Origin of the sequence: Psychroserpens sp. NJDZ02, from assembly GCF_004843725.1 — a bacterium.
Lineage (GTDB): Bacteria > Bacteroidota > Bacteroidia > Flavobacteriales > Flavobacteriaceae > Olleya.
The window spans coordinates 3,912,952-3,932,843 of the sequence record NZ_CP039451.1 but is presented as its reverse complement, the minus strand read 5'-3'; the positions used below and the strand labels follow the sequence as shown (position 1 = coordinate 3,932,843).

The window sequence follows — 19,892 nt, the reverse complement described above, 5'->3', positions numbered from 1 at the left end:
AAGTTACTCATTTACAAACGCAACACTATGACAAGCTACTATTGCAGCCGTTTCTGTGCGTAATCGTGTGTCTCCCAAAGTTACAGGAATAAATTTATGTTTAATTGCCATTTCTATTTCTTTAACAGAAAAATCACCTTCAGGTCCAATTAAAATAGTGATTTCATTATTAAATGAAATTTGAGATTTTAATGTTTTTTTATCTGTTTCTTCGCAATGCGCGATATATAAATCTCCCGAAAAATCTTGATTACAATAGGCTTTAAAAGCGATTGGTGGATTTAAAATAGGGTAGTAGCAATTTAAAGATTGCTTCATTGCGGACTGAATGATTTTTTCATAGCGTTCTAATTTCACGACCTTTCTTTCGCTATGATCACAAATAATAGGTGTGATACTTGTAACACCTATTTCCGTAGCTTTTTCCAAAAACCACTCATAGCGATCATTCAATTTTGTTGGCGCAACCGCTAAATGTAATTTGTAATTTAACGGTTGTTGTAATGTTGTGTCTGTAATAGTAACGATGCATTTTTTTTGATCAGCAATAACCAGTTCTGCTTCAAATAAATATCCTTTACCGTTGGTAATATGTAAGAGGTCTCCAGTTTGTTTTCTTAAGACTTTGACAATATGTCGACTTTCATCTTTAGGAAAAGTAAATTGCGCTGTATTAGGGGCTATATCTGGATTATAAAAAAGTTGCATTTAATCTTTGGCTATAACTTTAAGGACTTTAATTTCTTTAATTTTTTTAATACGTTCTGTTTTTAAAATCACATAAAATCCATTAGGTTCCGGGATTCTAACCGTGTACAACGTTCCTAATTTATTATCTAAATTAAAAGCTTGTGCTTCTACTTCTGCAGGCATGCTACCTTCCTTTAACCAGCCAGAATCACCACCGCGATTAGCATTTCGGTCCATTGAATACCGTTTAGCTAAGTCATCAAAACGAATACCATCCTCGTATGACTTTAAAATTTCATTTTTATATTCTACAATTTTTGAAGCTTCCAATTGGTTACCATCAAAATAGATATAACTTATTCTATAATGTCTTTCTTGCGATTTATCAATGACCTTATAATGGGTAACATTAAATTCTGTTTTAATAACTTCTGTACTACCCACGCTATTATTTAATAGTTTGGTAGCTAGTTTCGTTTTATGCTTTTCTTCATTAAAAATCAGCATTTTGTTTTTTCTAGACTTTTTAGTGTCTAAAAACTTTTCAGCTTGTGCAACGGTTGTGATGGTGTCCAATTCTTTTTCTAGAGATTTTTGGGCAAACGACGAAATAGTAAGTAAGCAAATAGCTAATGTCAGTAGGTTTTTCATTTTGAGATTGTAATTATTTCGACAAAAAAACAAAAAAATATAGTCTTAAAGGCGATTATTAACACGAGTTTTAATAATTTTTGTGATTGGGTCTATAGTTTTAATCTAGAATTGGCCATAACATTCTGTGTAGCAAAATCACCTTCTAAAAATTTTAAATACCCCACAATAGCAATCATGGCAGCATTATCTGTGGTAAATTCAAATTTAGGAACGTAAGTCGTCCAACCGTGTTTAGCTTCGCCCTCTTTTAAAGCTTGTCTTATTCCTGTATTTGCAGAGACACCACCACCAATAGCAATATGTGTTATACCTGTTTGTTTTACAGCTAATTTAAGCTTGTCAGTTAAAATGCCAATAATAGTATATTGTATAGAGGCACAAATGTCATTGAGATGCTCTTCAATAAAATTAGGATTTAATTTGACTTGTTTTTGAATAAAATATAATACCGCTGTTTTAAATCCCGAAAAACTAAAATTAAGGCCATCAACTCGTGGTTTTGTAAATTGATAAGCTTTTGGATTTCCTAATTTAGCTAATTTGTCAATTTTAGGCCCTGCTGGATACCCTAATCCTAATGTTTTTCCACTTTTATCAAAAGCTTCGCCAACTGCATCATCAATAGTTTGACCAATGACTTCCATGTCAAAATGATTTTTGACAGTTACAATTTGGGTATGCCCACCAGAAATAGTCATGGCTAAAAAAGGGAAAGGTGGGGTATTGAAGCCTTCTTCTTCAATAAAATGAGCTAATATATGCGCTTGCATATGGTTGACATCAATTAATGGTATTTTTAATCCAAAAGCTAAAGATTTTGCAAAGGACGTCCCGACCAACAAACTCCCCATTAATCCTGGGCCTTTTGTAAAAGCTACAGCACTAAGTTGTGCTTTGGTAATTCCTGCTATTTTTAAAGCTTGATCTACTACGGGTACAATATTTTGCTGATGTGCGCGAGAGGCTAATTCTGGTACAACGCCTCCATATTGTTCGTGTATTTTTTGGCTAGCGACTATGTTGCTTAAAATTTTTCCGTTAAGGATTACAGAAGCTGCAGTGTCGTCGCAAGAACTCTCAATTCCAAGTATATAAATATTTTGTGAAGCCATTAGTTATTTTTAGGCATAATAATTGTTAATTTTGGTGTAATGATTAACAACTAAATTACTTTTGTTTTTGAAAAGGCAAAAGTAAGATATTATAAATAATTTTTAACTCTAAAAAAAGTATCAAAAAATTTCTTAAAATAATAGGTAAATTAATAGCGATCTTACTGTTGCTATTCATCATTTTGATATTGGTATTTTTAATACCTGCTGTGCAAACGCGTGTTGCAAAATATACAACCGATTGGGTTAATAAGGAATATAAGACCAATATAAATATTGAAAAAATTGGTTTACAGTACAATGGAGAGGTAGAAATTAAAGGTGTTTTAATCAGGGATTTTAAAAAGGATACGTTGATTAGTGCCACAACACTTAACACATCAATAATTAATTTTAGAAAATTATATAATGGGAAGCTTAATTTTGGGGATATAAGTGTAGAAGATTTAGTGTTTAATATCGTAACTTATAAAGATGAGTCGAGCACTAATTTAGATGTATTTGTAGCTAGGTTTGATAGTGATAACCCACGAGCAAAGAAAAGTGAATTTTTATTGTCATCAAGCGATATAACCATTTCTAATGGGACTTTTAAGTTAATAGATCAAAACAAAGAGACACCTCAAATTGTTAGGTTTAATAAAATTAATTTAAACGGGACCAATTTTCTGATTGATGGGAGTAATGTAAAAAGCAGAATAAACACGATGCAATTTGAAGATAGTCGTGGCTTGAAATTAGAGAACTTAACCTCTGATTTTTCGTATACGTTATCAGAAATGCGTTTTGATAATCTTAATTTAAAAACACACGAATCTTTTATTAAAGGGGAGTTAGTTTTTAATTATGATAGAGCGGATTTTAAAGAGTTTGAAGACAAGGTTAAGGTCTCAGCTAATTTTACAGAAGGACGGATTTTATTAGATGAATTAAATGTGTTTTATAATGAATTTGGTGTAAATCAATACGCTAACTTCTCTACCAAATTATCAGGAACTTTAAATAATTTAACGACTGAAAATTTAAAGTTAGATACTAGTAGAAACACTAAGATTTATGGAACATTAAATTTTAAAAATTTATTTAATAGCGAAGCTGATAATTTCGCGATGCAAGGTAACTTTGATAATTTATCTTCTAATTATAAGGACTTAAAAGACCTTTTGCCTAATGTTTTAGGAGAATCTATTCCCTCAATATTTGGTAAGCTTGGCAATTTTACAGCGGTGGGTACTACAAACATTACCTCTCATAAAATTGTAGCCGATATAGAAATTAGTACAGCGCTTGGGCTTGTAAATTCTAATTTAGAAATGTCTAATATAGATAATATAGATTATGCTTCTTATAAAGGTAATATTATTTTAGACGAATTTAATTTAGGTGAAATGTTAGACGATCCTAAGTTAGGAACCACCTCTTTTAATGTGGATGTAGATGGAGATGGATTTAAAAAAGAAATTCTTACCACTAAATTAAAAGGTGATATATATAGTATCAATTATAATAATTACAATTATCAAAATATTGTTGTAAACGGACAGTACAAACGAAGTAAATTTAATGGAAAATTAATTTCTAACGATAAAAATTTAAAGTTAGAATTTGATGGTTTAGCTGATTTATCAGACGATGTAAGAACATTTGATTTTGTCGCAAATGTAGCGTATGCCAATCTAAAAGCACTTAATTTATATAATAGAGATGAGCAATCAGAGTTTACTGGTATTGTTGACATGAAGATGACTGCTAATACTATTGATGATGCTGTTGGTAGTATTAATTTTAAAAATACAGTCTATAAAAATGAAAAAGATACGTACACATTTAAAGATTTTGCAATTAGCTCGGAGTTTGTAGATAACGAAAGATTTATAAAAGTTAATTCGCCAGAAATAGTTGAAGGGCAATTAAAAGGGAATTTTAAATTTAATGATTTGGAATTACTTTTTGAAAATTCAATTAAAAGTATTTATGCTAATTATGTGCCTAATAAAATTGAAGGTAATCAATATATAGACTTTAATTTTAAAATTTATAATAAGATTGTCGAAGTGTTTTTGCCGGAAGTAGAAGTCGGTGCTAATACCTTTATAAAAGGAAGGGTAGAGAGTAATGAGAAAGCTTTTAAATTAACCTTTAAATCGCCAAAAATTAAGTTGTTAGATTATTTTGCCGATAAAATAGAATTGCAAGTCGATAACAATAATCCGCTGTTTAATACGTACGTAGAAATTGATAGTGTTTACACTAAGCATTATAATATCTCTAAATTTAATTTAATTAATGTAACGCTTAATGACACCTTGTTTATGCGTTCAGAATTTAAAGGAGGAAAACGAAATGATGATGCTTATAATTTAAGTTTTTATCATACTATTAATGAAGAAAATTTATCGGTTTTAGGTTTTAAAAAGAGTGATGTTACGTTTAAGGGCAATAAATGGTTTGTTAATGAGGATAAAAACAAGTTGAATAAAATAATTTTTGATCGTGATTTAAACAATTTTAAGATTGAACAACTTGTAATGAATCATGAGAATGAAGAAATTAAATTAAAAGGTACAGTTAGGGATTCTACATACAAAGATTTAAAACTAAATTTCAAAGATGTTGATCTAAATAAAATTATTCCCGAAGTAGAAAAGCTGTCTTTAGCAGGTAATATTAATGGTAATTTAGATATTTTACAGGAAAGTGGAAATTACTTACCAAATGCTTCTATTACTATTGACGACTTGGAAGTTAATAACACTTTTCTAGGCTCTTTTGATGCTAAAATAAAAGGAAATGAAACGCTATCTAGGTATAAAATTGAGGCTAAAATTAAAGATGATAACACCAATTCGTTTACAGCAATAGGAAATGTTAATGTAATTAATGATGATGCTTTTATTGATGTTGATTTAGGGTTTAACCAATTTAGTTTAGAGTTGCTTAATCCTTTTTTAGAAGGGGTCTTAAGTAATATTAGAGGTGATGTTTTAGGAAACATAAAAGTGGTTGGTAATTTAAACAAACCAGAGTTTAATGGACAATTAAATATTGATCATGGGGGATTAGGTGTGCCTTATTTAAATGTTGATTATGATTTTGAGGAACAAGCGTCTGTGTTTTTAAAAAATCAAAGTTTTTTCTTCAATAAAATTAATATTACTGATACAAAAGAAAACACTAAAGGGGTTTTAGAGGGGAGTATCAGTCATACTAATTTTTCTAAATGGAAACTGGACCTAAATCTAAAAACAGCAAGACTATTAGTGCTTGATACAAAAGAAAACGAAGACTCCTTATATTATGGTACTGGATTTATAGGGGGCTCTGCGTCCATTTATGGACCAACTGAGGGGTTAAGTATCAATGTCATTGCACGGACTAAAAAAGGAACTGTTTTTAAAATACCCTTAAATGATAATGAGGATTTTGGAGATAATTCCATCATTCATTTTTTAAGTCCAGAAGAAAAAGATGCTAAACTAAAAGGTGTTGTTCTAGAGAATCTTGTAGAAACTGGTTTAGATCTAAATTTTGAATTAGATGTTACTGAGGAGGCGGAGATTGAAATTATAATAGATAAAGCTTCGGGTCACACAATGAAAGGACGCGGTGTTGGTGGTTTGTTAATAGAAATCAATACCAATGATAAGTTTAATATGTATGGTGATTTTGTCGTTTATGAAGGCGTTTATAACTTTTTATATGGCGGTATCATAGAAAAGAAATTTACTGTAGAGCCTTATGTTAGTAATATACAATGGAATGGGCCACCATTAGATGCTATTATTCAAATTAAAGCAAAGTATGCTACACGTGCAAATCCATCTCCTTTATTAGATAATCCAATAAGTAGAAGTATTCCTGTCGAATTGTTTATTGAGTTATCTGGTAAATTGGAAAGACCAGACCCAGAATATAGTTTTGCTTTCCCGACCACAGAGTCAACAATAAAATCGGAATTAAATTACAGATTAGATTCTAAAGAAGAAAAAGAAAGTCAAGCCTTGTACCTGTTAACGACAGGCGCTTTTAGTAGTGGATTTAATGATCTTAATTTTTCTGGAACACTAACCGAAAGATTAAATGGATTAGTTAATAGTTTATTATCTAGTGGCGATGGTAAACTTGATGTAGGTGTAAATTTTGAAGCAGGTTCTAGTAATCCAGATTACCAAACGGATAATCGTGTTGGGTTAACGTTACAAACTAAAATATCGGATCGCGTTTTAATTAATGGAAAAGTAGGTGTTCCTGTAGGAGGTTTAGGAGACTCTGTTATTGCAGGGGATTTACAAATTGACTTTTTATTAAATGAAGAAGGTACACTTACGGCTAAAGTGTTTAATAGAGAGAATAGTATTAGAAATTTTGGAGAAGAAATTGGCTATACACAGGGCTTAGGATTATCCTACAGTGTGTCTTTTGATACGTTTGGAGAGTTAATGCGTAAAATTTTTAATCCTAAGGAAGAAGAAGAGGATAATTCAGCACCATTAAAAGACAATAAAGCAACCGAACCTGACACAGAAAATAACTCCATCCTCCCTGAGGTTAGTAAGCTAAAAAAAGAGTAATCCTAAGTGCTTTAATCTTGTTTTTTGATAATTAACACCCTGTATTTTATTAAGTTATTAACGAAAACGTTATAGTTTTAAGCTTATCGTTAAATTTTAGTAAAAGCAATGTATTATCTAATATTTCTTTATTAGTTTTACTGTAATAAGTAAAAATACATGTCAAAAAATATAAAAAAAATTGCTGTAATGACCTCCGGTGGAGATTCTCCTGGGATGAATGCAGCTATCCGTTCGGTAGCCAGAACTTGTGCCTATTATAATATTGAATGTGCTGGAATCTATCGTGGATATGAAGGTATGATTGAAGGCGACTTTAAAGAGTTAACGGCACGTAACGTAAAAGGTATTATAAATAAAGGTGGAACAATCTTAAAATCTGCTAGATCTAAAGAGTTTCGTACTAAAGAAGGACGTCAAAAGGCATACGATTCATTAAAAGAAGCAAACATTGATGGATTAGTGGTTGTTGGTGGTGATGGTACATTTACAGGAGCCTTAATTTTTAATCAAGAATTTGATTTCCCAGTAATGGGTATTCCAGGAACTATAGATAATGATATTTTCGGAACGTCGCATACTTTAGGATATGATACGGCTTTAAATACTGTCGTTGAAGTTATAGATAAAATTAGAGATACAGCGAGTTCGCATAACCGTTTGTTTTTTGTCGAAGTTATGGGGCGTGATGCAGGCCATATCGCATTAAATGTTGGTGTTGGAGCAGGAGCAGAAGAGATTTTAATTCCTGAAGAGGATTTAGGGCTAGAGCGTTTATTAGAATCTTTAAGACGTAGTAAATTATCTGGTAAATCGTCAAGTATTGTCGTAGTAGCGGAAGGTGATAAAATAGGTAAAAATGTTTTTGAACTTAAGGATTACGTAGAAGAAAATATGACCGAATATGAAGTGCGTGTCTCTGTATTGGGGCATATGCAACGTGGTGGTTCTCCATCTTGTTTTGATCGTGTATTAGCATCTAGAATGGGTGTGAAAGCAGTAGAAAGTTTATTAGAAGGGAAATCTAATTATATGGTTGGATTATTAAGCGATACCATACAATTAACACCATTAGAACAAGCAGTAAAAGGAAAATCAAAAATTAACGAAGAATTGATTCGTGTGTCAGATATCATGACCACATAATATAAATTGAATAAACTAAAACAATAATATGTCAACATTAAAATTAGGAATAAACGGGTTTGGTAGAATTGGTCGTATCGTATTTAGAGCGACTGTAAAACGTAGTGACGTAGAAGTTGTTGCGATTAATGATTTGTTAGATGTAGATCATTTAGCATACTTATTAAAATACGACTCTGTACACGGAAGATTTGATGGTACTATTGAAGTTAAGGACGGAAATCTTGTAGTAGATGGTAAAACAATCCGTATTACTGCAGAAAGAGATCCTAAAAATTTAAAATGGAATGAAGCAGGAGCAACAGTTGTTGCAGAATGTACTGGTATTTTTACAACTTTAGAAACAGCAAACTACCATATTGAAGGTGGTGCTAAAAAAGTAGTTATCTCGGCACCAAGTAAAGATGCACCAATGTTTGTAATGGGTGTTAATGATGATACTTTAACTGCTGCAAACACGATCGTGTCTAATGCCTCATGTACAACAAACTGTTTAGCGCCTTTAGCTAAAGTAATTGAAGATAATTTTGGTATTGAAGAAGCTTTAATGACAACTATTCATGCTGCAACTTCAACACAATTTACTGTGGATGCTCCATCACGTAAAAACTACCGTTTAGGACGTAGTGCATTAAATAATATTATACCAACATCTACAGGAGCTGCAAAAGCAGTAGGTAAAGTAATTCCTGAGTTAGATGGTAAAATTACTGGTATGGCTTTTAGAGTACCAACTGTTGATGTCTCTGTGGTTGATTTAACAGTTAAAACTAAAAAAGAAACATCTTTAGCAGAGATTAAGGCAGCTATGAAAAAAGCGTCTGAAGGTGCTATGAAAGGTGTTTTAGGATATACTGAAGATGCTGTGGTCTCTCAAGATTTTGTTAGCGAAGTACAAACAAGTGTATTTGATGCAGATTCTGCTATCGAATTAAACTCGACTTTCTTCAAATTAGTATCTTGGTATGATAACGAATTTGGATACTCAAATAAATTAGTGGATTTAGCGCAAAAGATCAACGCACTATAATTTAGAGCTTTTTTATATAATATTAGCACAGTAAAATGCAATTTTAAATTCATTTTACTGTGCTTTTTTTTATCTTACAATAAATTTTTGAAATATGATTTTAGTTGTTGATAGTGGGTCTACAAAATGCGATTGGATAGCAGTAGACAAAAATGGTAACCAATTACTTGAAAAAATACGCACCAAAGGCTTAAATCCGGCCATACTTTCCGAAAAGAAAATAAAGAAAATCTTAAAAAAGAGTCCGGCTTTAAATGATAATAAGGATAGTGTGACTCATGTGTTTTTCTATGGTGCCGGTTGTGGCACAGAAAATCCACGATTAATGCTTAAAGTTATTCTTCAAGAGTTTTTTCCAAAAGCAGATATTTTAGTGGATGAAGATACTATGGCTGCAGTATATGCAACTATTAACACACCAACAGAAGCAGCTGTGGTATGTATTTTAGGGACAGGATCTAACTGTAGTTATTATGATGGTACAACGTTACATCAACGTGTAAAGTCTCTAGGTTATACCATAATGGATGATGCATCAGGTAATTATTACGGAAAAGAACTTCTAAGAGATTACTATTTTAATCACATGCCAGAAGATATCAGGATTGCATTTGCACATAAACATAATCTAGAAGCAGATTATATAAAATATAATTTATATAAGCAACCTAATGCTAATGCTTATTTAGCTCATTTTGCCGAGTTTATGATACTAAATAAAGATTCTAAATACATATTAGAATTAATTAAATCTGGAATTAGACGCTTTGCAAAAAATATGATCATGCAATATAAAGAAGAACTAAAAACGGTACCAGTACATTTTGCTGGTTCTATTGCCTTTTTCTGTCAAGATGAAATTAAAGCTGTTGCTGAAGAATTAGGTTTTAAAGTTGGTAATTTTGAAAGACGACCAATCGAAGGTTTAGTTTCTTTTCACACTAAAACAATTCAATAATATGGAGATTGCAATTATTGCACATGATGGTAAAAAAGCGGAAATGGTCCAGTTTCTTAACCAACACCAAGCTATTCTTCATCAAAAAGATATGTCTTTAGTCTCTACAGGGACTACTGGTAAAAAAGTCAAAAAAGCGGGATTTGAAGTCTTACGATTATTATCTGGACCTTTAGGAGGTGATGCTCAAATAGCCGCAAGAGTAGCTGAAGGAAAGTGTAATATGGTTATCTTTTTTAGAGATCCGTTGGAAAAGCATCCACATGAACCTGATGTACTTATGTTAATGCGTTTATGTGATGTACATGATGTACCGTTAGCAACCAATTTGGCAAGCGCAGAACTTTTCATGAAATCGCTTCAAGAATCAACTTAATTTAGCATTATAACTTTAGATTCGTTTGTTTTTTGCACGAGATGAGTTTGGATAGTAAGAAAATATTCACTTTTCTAACTATCCTTTTTTTGTTTTTAAATATAAATAGTAGCACGTTATATATCGGTATTGCTGTTAGTATATCCTAATAAGCATGGGAGTTGTCATTAATATTTGTTACTTAATGTTAGATGGTTTTTATCTAATATATAAGTTTGAATAGTACTATTTATATTGCAAATTAATAAGTAAATAGCCGGTGTTCGTTTTATTTTATTCGAAATAAGGGGATTAAAAATAAAATTAACGTTAAATTTATAAGCTTTTAATCGATTTTATTTTATTTCGTTCAACTATATTATATTTATGAAACAACTAATTTTACTTGTAGCTATTGGTTTATCAAGTTTTTTTAACACAAGTAGTATTTCAAATACTGTCAAAACGACAGAGATACAAGTATCCGATAAATATGTGATACCAAGTGTACGGGAAGGTCAAAATTATTATACCGCGTTTGGTGGTTCAAATGGTACTGGTTGTATACTAGAATATGGAACAATTATTGACTATTCTGCAACTATATATTTATATGATCACACTAATGATCTTAAGGGGAATAGCGAGACTGTTATTACTATAGATATTTGCGAAACAGACCTTACTACTAGTATTACTACTGTAGAAAGTAGCGATGCTAGATACAGTCCATATATTTCTGTAGAGTTAGCATCTGATAGTAATACTTACAACGTTTCTCAATTAGTGACTGACGTATTAATTAATAACCCTTGCGAGGCTATTACAGATATTGATTGGAGTACAGGGACTGATTATGGTAGTGTTAATGGGATTGGCTATTTTACAGCTACACCTGGTACTTTTGCTTTTGAATCGGGAATTATTTTAGCAACTGGAGATGCTCGTGATGCTGAAGGGCCAGAAACAGGTGATCAAGGTGAATCTACTCCATTTTGGGAAGGTGATAGAGATTTAGAGGATATTATCAATACGGACTTAGATGGTACTCCAGGAGACGATTTAACTACTGATGAATCTGTTAATGCCTCTTACATAGAATTTAAGTTTGTACCCAGAGGAAATAAAATAAGTTTTGACTTTTTATATGCCTCTGATGAGTTTATTGATTCACCATGCAGGTTTTCGGATGCTATGGCTTTTATATTGACAGACGGGGTTTCTGGTGCTGTTAGTAATATAGCTGTTGTCCCAGGAACAACTGATGTTGTATCTGGATATACAGTAACTAATGGGGTTTGGAATAGTCCAACAGGTGTTTGTCCGGCTCAAAATCCGACATATTTTGATTCTTTTTATGGAGCAAGTTATGGAGGTACAGCATTAGGGTTGCCTGCTAGTGATGATCCTTTAAATTATTCTGGATTTACACGTCCAATGACGGCAGAAGCTACCGTTATACCAAATCGAAGTTATACCCTTAAACTAATAATTGCTGATGATCATCGTAATGGTGCTCTTGAAAGAACAGATTTTGATTCAGCTGTTTTTATAGATGCAGGTTCCTTTGACTTAGGAGGAGACTTAGGTGATGATGTTACAATTGCAGCTGGTACAGCAATTTGTAGTGGTGGGACTATTCCTTTAGATACTAATTTACCAACACTTGCACATATTTGGTATTTAGATGGGGGCGTTATTCCTGGAGAAACTAGCGCTACATTAGACGCAGCAGTAGATGGTGTATATAGTGTAGATGTTATATTTTCACCAACTTGTACAACATCAGATACCATTGTAATAGAATTTATTCCAACTCCGATTATAGAGAGTATTTCTAATCTGTTTGTTTGTGATGACGGGACAGGAAGTTCAAATTTTGATTTAACCGAGAATGAAACAACAGCAATTGGTACACAAGATCCATTGGCTGTTACCGTAACCTTTCATAATTCACAAATTGATGCTGATTTAGATGCTAACGCTATCACTACCGCAGCTAATTACGTAGGTACCGATGCTGAAATAATCTATATTAGGATTGAAGATAATGATACAGGACAATGTGCTGCAACAGATTCTTTTACATTACAGTATTTAAATCCATCTATTACTACAACAAACGATTTTGTTATTTGTGATGATGTAACTAATGATGGTTTTGAAGTATTTGACTTAACATCAAAAGATACTGCAATACTTGGGACGTTAGACCCTAGTATATATAGTGTTAGTTATTATTTAAATTTGACTGATGCTAATTCAGGTACAAGTGCTTTACCGGATAGTTATACCAACACGGTAAGTCCACAACCTATTTTTGTTAGGGTTGAAAGTATTGCGAACCCTACTTGCTTTGTAATCTCTCCGACAGCTTTATTTGATTTAATAGTAACGTCTAAAGCTTATGCGGATCAGCTAGACCCAATAATTGTTTGTGATGATGCATCTAATGATGGGGTTGAGATATTTAACCTTTCTAATTTAGAAACGTACTTTTTGGGTGGCCAAAGTCCTTCAGATTTTACTGTGACTTTTCATGAAAATTTACTGGATAGTGCTTCCGGATTAAATCCAATTCCTAATCCTGGTACTTACACTAATACGGTTAGTCCAACACAAACTATCTATGTTAGAGTAATCAATAATTTATATGCAACTTGTGTTTCTTTAAGTAATTTTGACATCACTGTTAGTGCGCCTCCAATAGCAGATGATCCAGCAGATGTTTCTGCTTGTGACACGTATAGTCTACCTGCTTTATCTGCCAATAATAATTATTATACGGCATCTGGTGGTACAGGTACTCTAATGACAGTAGGTGATGATATTACAACAACAACGACACTTTATATTTATACTGAAATAGGTATAGCTCCAAACACGTGTTCAGATGAAAATAGTTTTGTAATTACTATTAATACCTCTCCTGTGGCAGATGCGCTTTTAGATGTCGAAGCTTGTATTTCTTATGATTTGCCTGCGTTATCAGCTGGTAATGCTTATTATACAGGAACAGGCGGAACAGGAGCTTTAGTTCCTGCAGGGACTACAGTATCAACAACCACAATTTACTTTGTTTACATAGAAACTGGTACTGCTCCAAATGATTGTTCTGACGAAAATAGTTTTGTTGTTACCATTAATAGTGCACCAACAGCAGATTCACCTGCGGATGTTCAAGCTTGTGATACGTATACGTTGCCTGCTTTATCTGCAAATAATAACTATTACACAGCACCAGGTGGGGCAAGTGGCTCAGGTACTTTAATGATGGCGGGTGATGCCATTACAACAACAACGACCCTTTATACGTATACTGAGATTGGCATAGCTCCTGATACTTGTTCTGGCGAGGATATGTTTACTATTACTATAGATGCTACACCAGTAGCAGACAGTTCTGTAGATATTGAAGTTTGTGACGCTTATAGTTTACCAGCTTTAACGGCAGATAATTTTTATTATACGGATTCGGATGGTCCAAGTGGAACTGGAGTTTTAGTGGCGGAGGGAACAGTGATTACGGTATCAACTACTTTATTTATTTATAAAGAAACAGGGACAACACCAAATAATTGTTTTAATGAAACAACTTTTGATATTACTATTAATACTTCTCCAATAGCTGATGCGCCTGCGGATGCACAAGCTTGTGATACTTATGTATTACCAGCGTTATCTTTAGATAATGACTATTACACAGCTACAGGAGGACCGTTAGGAACAGGAACTTTACTTGCAGCAGGAGATAATATAACAACGACAACGACACTTTATATTTATACAGAATCAGGTGTTGCACCTAATAAATGTTCTGACGAAAATAATTTTACTATCACTATCGATGCCACTCCAGTAGCGGACTCATCTGTAGATATTGAAGTGTGTGATTCTTATACATTGCCTGTTTTAACAGCAGATAATTTTTATTATACAGCCTCGGGTGGTCCAACTGGTTCAGGAGCTTTAGTTGCAGAAGGAACAGCAATTATAGTGTCAACTAGCTTGTTTATTTATACGGAAACAGGGTCAATACCAAATAATTGTTTTGACGAAACTACTTTTGATATTACTATTAATTATTCCCCAGTAGCTGATGCACCTGTAGATGCTCAAGCTTGTGATATTTACACTTTACCTGTATTGTCAGTAGATAATGACTACTACACGGCAACAGGTGGACCAAATGGTACGGGAACTGTAATTGCTGCAGGAACAGATATTACAACGACTACAACGCTTTATATTTATACAGAGTCAGGTATTGCTCCGAATAAGTGTTCTGACGAAAATGAGTTTATAATTACTATTGATGAGACTCCTGTAGCAGATACTTCTTTAGATATTATTATTTGTGATTCTTATACTTTACCAAATTTATCAATAGGAAATAATTACTATACAGCCTCAGGTGGTCCAAGTGGCGGGGGGACTTTAATTGTAGATGGAGCAGCAATAACAACATCAACTATTTTATATATTTATGTAGAAACAGGTACAACTCCAAATAATTGTTTTGACGAAACTAGTTTTAATATTACTATTAATACATCTCCAGTCGCAGACGATCCTGCAGATGTTCAAGTTTGTGATACTTATATTTTACCTACGTTATCAATGGATAATAATTATTATACAGCAACAGGTGGACCAAACGGAACAGGGACTGTTGTGTTAGCAGGAGAAGAAATAGCAGTATCAACAACACTTTATGTTTATACTGAATCTGGTGTTGATCCTAATAAATGTTTTGATGAAAATAGTTTTGAAATAGTAGTGGATGTCTCTCCAGTAGTAGATGTGCTTGTAGATGTTCAGGCCTGTGATAGTTATATCTTACCAACCTTATCAACAGGAAATAATTATTATACAGCAACAGATGGACCGGGTGGAACTGGAGCTTTAATTCCAGAAGGAACAGCAATAACAGCATCAACTATTTTATATATCTATATAGAAACAGGAACAGCTCCAAATAATTGTATTGATGAAAGTAGTTTTGATATTACAATTACAAACACTCCTGTTGCTGATGCACCTCTGGATGTCCAAGCCTGTGATTCTTATATTTTACCTCCTTTATCAGCAAATAATAATTATTATACCGCAATAGATGGTCCTGATGGCGTAGGTGCTTTAGTTGCTGAAGGAACTGAGATTACATCAACAAGAACATTATATGTGTATTCCGAAACAAATACATTACCAAATAATTGTTTTGATGAAAATAGCGTTTTAATTACGATTAATTTATCTCCAGTAGCTAATACTGTCGACGATATGATACTATGTGAAATTGATGCTAATCAAACTGAAATCTTTGATTTGTCCTCAAACGACGCTACTGTTAGTAATGGTCAAGATGATACTGTGGTTACTTATTACAATAGCTTATCTGATGCAGAAGCAGGTACTTCAGTAATACTAAATCCTAATGCTTATGAAAATACATCTAACCCTGAAACGATTTATGTTAGATTAGAAAATGGACTAAGTGGTTGTTATGATACAACAACATTAGATTTAATTGTAAATAATTCAGGAGCATTGGTGCCTTCTTCCTCATTAACTTTTTGTGATCCAGATAGCGATGGATTTGGTATCTTTAATTTATCAGATTCTGAGGCAGAAATTACAGGAGCGGCTGCAGGAGTAGAGATTTCATATCATGAAACTTTAAGCGATGCAGCGCTTGATGTTAATCCATTTACTGGTGCTTACAATAATATCGTAGTGAATAATCAAGTGATTCATGTTCGTGTTGAGAATATGAACAATGGATGCTTGACTGTTATACCATTAAATTTAATCGTCAATCCTACACCACAAATAACAGATCCAAGCGCCTTAGAAGTTTGTGATAATGATGCAGACGGCATTGCGTCATTTGATTTAGAGTTAAATAATCCAGAAATATTAAATCAATTAGATACAGATACAACAAATGATTTAGCAACTACAGATTATACTATTACCTATTATACGACAGCAGCAGATGCAGCAGTCCCTCAAAATGGCATAGCGACACCAAATGCATTTACTAATACAACGGTTTATATGCAAACGATTTGGGTTGTAATAACGGATAATGCTAATGGATGTTCAACGACTACAACTATGGATTTAATTGTTAATCCATTACCAGTGTTAGTTCAGCCAACGCCATTAGAGTTATGTAACGCTACTGATTTACCAGGAGAAGTTGCAACACTAGCACAAGAAGAGTTTACTTTGGAAGATGCTAATGCACAAATTTTAAATGGACAAACGGGTATTACATTAACGCATTACTTTACACAAGCGGGGGCGGACAATGCAACAGTTGCGGATCAAATTTTTAGTCCTTATACTAATACCGCTAATGCACAAACCGTATATGTCAGAGCAGAAGATAATGTGACAGGATGTATTAGTACAATTACTTTAAATTTAAGAGTTAACCCAACACCATCACCAGAAGCTAACCCGAGTGCATTAATAGAATGTGATATTGATAATGATGGTCTAGCACTTTTCGATTTAGACAGTCAAACGGTAAGTATATTAAATGGTGAGCCAGGGGTTAGTATCAGTTATCACGAAACAGAATCAGATGCTACCGAGGGGATAAATCTATTAACTAGTCCATACACTAATGTCGTACTTAATAATCAGAATGTATATGTTCGTGCAGAAAATGATATTACGGGGTGTTTTACAATAGTTATTTTACCATTAGAAGTGCAGCCTTCACCAGTAGTACCTGCAACAATAGACGATTATGTCGTGTGTGATGATAATAACGATGGTTTTAATCAGTTTGATTTTGATACGGTTATGAGCCCACAAATTTTAGGAACACAAAATCCTGCAGATTTTACTTTAACGTATCATACTACAGCATTAAATGCTGAGAGTGGAAATAGTCCTATAGTTAACACAGGTAACTATACCAATGCGACTAATCCACAAACCATTTATATCCGATTAGTTAGTAATACAAATGGTTGTGTGACTACAGGACAGTTTGAAATTAGAGTAGACTTTCCTCCAGTACTAGTACAGCCAACACCATTAGCTATTTGTGATGAGTTAGATGCTAATTATTATGAAAATAATGATGACATGGCAACATTTGATTTAACCCTTAAAGATGACGAAATTACAGCAGGTGACGTCAGTTGGATTGTTGCGTATTACGTAACACAAGCAGATGCACAAGCGGATGTTAATGTTATTGCAGACCCAACGATGTATACCAACATGATGGTTGGAGCTAATCCAGCAAACCCACAAACGGTTTATGTTAGAGTTACAGATTCTAACACAGGATGTTTCTCATTTACCACATTAACGATTCGTGTGTTGCCAAATCCAACACCACTAGAAAATCCAGATAATATTGAGTTGTGTGATGATGTTGCTATTGTAGGACCAAACGATTTAATCGAAATCTTTGATTTAACGCAAGATGCGACCGTCATATTAAATGGTGAAGGTATTAATCCAAGTGATCCAAGACATTTAAGTTACTATACGGATTTAGATAATGCTTTAATGGGAACAACGCCAATAGCTGATCCGACGATGCATAGTAATGAAGATCCAACAAATCCAGGAGTGGCTATTACCCCACAAACTATTTATGTGCGTGTAACTAACGGAACAGATGAAACAGGAACATCAGGAACAGGTTGTTATACCATTGTAAGCTTTGATATTATTGTTAATCCATTACCAGAGGTTAGTCCAATCGAAGACTATATCTATTGCGAGTTATTTAGTGATGGTCAATACGGATTTGATTTAGTGAGTAAAACAGACGAAATTTTAGGGACGCAAAGTGCTACCGATTTTACACTAACGTTTTATGCAGCAGATGGTACTACAATAGGTAATCCATCAAGTTATACCAATGCTACCAACCCAGAGATTATTTCTGTAGATATTACAAATAATCTTACAGGTTGTATTGCTAGAACAAGTTTTAGTATTGAGGTACAAGAGGGTGCACAGGCTAATCCAGATATGACGCCAATTGTTTACGAGCTATGTGATGACAATATGGAAACCGATGGGGATACTACAAATGATAGTGTGCAGTTTGATTTAGTTTCTCAAAATCCAGACGTTTTAGATGGACAAGATCCAGCAAACTATATTGTAAGTTACTACGCAACGCAAGCCGATGCCGATGCTTCAATAAATCCTTTACCATTATTATACGAAAACATAATTAACCCACAAGTTATTTATGTGCGTGTAGATAATGATACGATGATAGATGATGGATCAGGAACAGGTACTACAGTTGATACTTCAATATGTTATGAAACCGCAGAGTTAACCTTACAAGTAAATCCATTACCAGAGGTTGAGTTAGAGGCGAGCTATATATTATGTATTAACACTAATGGTACGGAAGTAGTCAGTGCGCCAATAATCGAAACAGGATTAAATACCACGGACTATACTTTTGAATGGTTTTTAGAATCGGTTATTATTCCAGGAGAAACAGGAAGTAGTTTAGAGCCAACGCAAGGCGGTAATTACACTGTAATCGTTACAGATGTTAGTTCAAGTAGTGTTACTATGTGTCCAACAGAGGCAACAACAATAGTTGAAGAAAGCGAGCCACCGACAATAACAGTAGACTTGTTAACAGAAGCTTTTGCAGACGTACATAACATTTTTGTTACCGCAACAGGAAGTGGAAGTTCTATATACGAATTTAGTATTGATGACGGACCATGGGAAGTTAATGTGCCAAATGATGGAACATATACTTTTACGGATGTTGGAGCAGGAGATCATATTGTAACAGTAAGAGATATAAATGGTTGTGGAGAATCTAGTTTACCAGTTTCTATAATGGATTACCCACACTTCTTTACACCAAACGATGATGGTTTTAATGACACATGGAATATCTACGGAATTGATGATCAACCAGATGCTGTGATTTACATCTTTGATCGTTATGGAAAGCTATTAAAGCAACTCAGTCCAACAGGATTAGGGTGGGATGGAACGTATAACGGAAATCCAATGCCAACCAGTGACTATTGGTTTACAGTTGACTATAGAGAACCAAACGATCCAAATAATAGTAGAAAACAATTTAAGGCACACTTTACCTTAAAGCGATAAGTCATAATAACTACCTAATAGTTATGGATATAAAAAAAGCCTGAACATATGTTCAGGCTTTTTTGTATGCAAAGGGTGGTAATTTATTTAACAGTATTTATGCTATTCTGTACATGTAGTCAATTGTTATTTATTATTTAATGACTTCAATAGTTTCTGTTTGGAGCAAGCATGGCTGATATAAGTATGATATCTTTTACTTCTTTGACTTAGACATGTATTTTCGTTTGTGATTTATATAGAA

At 33.4% G+C, this 19,892-nt stretch carries 9 protein-coding genes; 6 read left to right on the top strand and 3 right to left on the bottom strand.

The genetic code is table 11. The annotated features are described in order from the left end of the window. Window positions 1-3: 3 nt before the first annotated feature. From E9099_RS17295 to tsaD, 3 genes are all read right to left on the bottom strand, one after another. On the bottom strand, window positions 4-708 hold the full coding sequence (locus tag E9099_RS17295) for a 16S rRNA (uracil(1498)-N(3))-methyltransferase (RefSeq protein ID WP_136584763.1): 705 nt from the start codon (window positions 706-708) through the stop codon (window positions 4-6). After that, window positions 709-1,341 carry a peptidylprolyl isomerase gene (locus E9099_RS17290; protein WP_136584762.1) on the bottom strand — a complete coding sequence of 211 codons (633 nt, stop codon included), beginning with the start codon at window positions 1,339-1,341 and terminating at the stop codon, window positions 709-711. Between the two features lie 92 nt (window positions 1,342-1,433). Further along, complete coding sequence (gene tsaD, locus E9099_RS17285) at window positions 1,434-2,456, bottom strand: tRNA (adenosine(37)-N6)-threonylcarbamoyltransferase complex transferase subunit TsaD (RefSeq protein ID WP_136584761.1); 1,023 nt, start codon at window positions 2,454-2,456, stop codon at window positions 1,434-1,436. Window positions 2,457-2,665: 209 nt separating this feature from the next. Here tsaD and E9099_RS17280 point away from each other — a divergent pair, with 209 nt between their 5' ends. The 6 genes from E9099_RS17280 to E9099_RS17255 all read left to right on the top strand — a co-directional run bounded on the left by E9099_RS17280 (window position 2,666) and on the right by E9099_RS17255 (window position 19,648). Next, window positions 2,666-7,027, top strand: coding sequence for a translocation/assembly module TamB domain-containing protein (locus tag E9099_RS17280; RefSeq protein ID WP_240788918.1), 4,362 nt, complete (start codon window positions 2,666-2,668; stop codon window positions 7,025-7,027). Between the two features lie 159 nt (window positions 7,028-7,186). Further along, complete coding sequence (gene pfkA / locus E9099_RS17275; protein ID WP_136584760.1) at window positions 7,187-8,173, top strand: 6-phosphofructokinase; 987 nt, start codon at window positions 7,187-7,189, stop codon at window positions 8,171-8,173. A gap of 28 nt (window positions 8,174-8,201) precedes the next feature. Beyond that, window positions 8,202-9,203: a type I glyceraldehyde-3-phosphate dehydrogenase gene (gap, locus tag E9099_RS17270; protein ID WP_136584759.1), complete on the top strand. Its 1,002-nt coding sequence runs from the start codon at window positions 8,202-8,204 to the stop codon at window positions 9,201-9,203. 94 nt (window positions 9,204-9,297) lie between these two features. Next, window positions 9,298-10,161, top strand: coding sequence for an N-acetylglucosamine kinase (locus E9099_RS17265; protein WP_136584758.1), 864 nt, complete (start codon window positions 9,298-9,300; stop codon window positions 10,159-10,161). Window position 10,162: 1 nt separating this feature from the next. Beyond that, window positions 10,163-10,537: a methylglyoxal synthase gene (locus E9099_RS17260; protein ID WP_136584757.1), complete on the top strand. Its 375-nt coding sequence runs from the start codon at window positions 10,163-10,165 to the stop codon at window positions 10,535-10,537. Between the two features lie 366 nt (window positions 10,538-10,903). Continuing rightward, a complete protein-coding gene (locus E9099_RS17255; RefSeq protein WP_136584756.1) occupies window positions 10,904-19,648 on the top strand; it encodes a T9SS type B sorting domain-containing protein in 8,745 nt (2,914 codons plus the stop codon). Window positions 19,649-19,892: the final 244 nt, after the last annotated feature.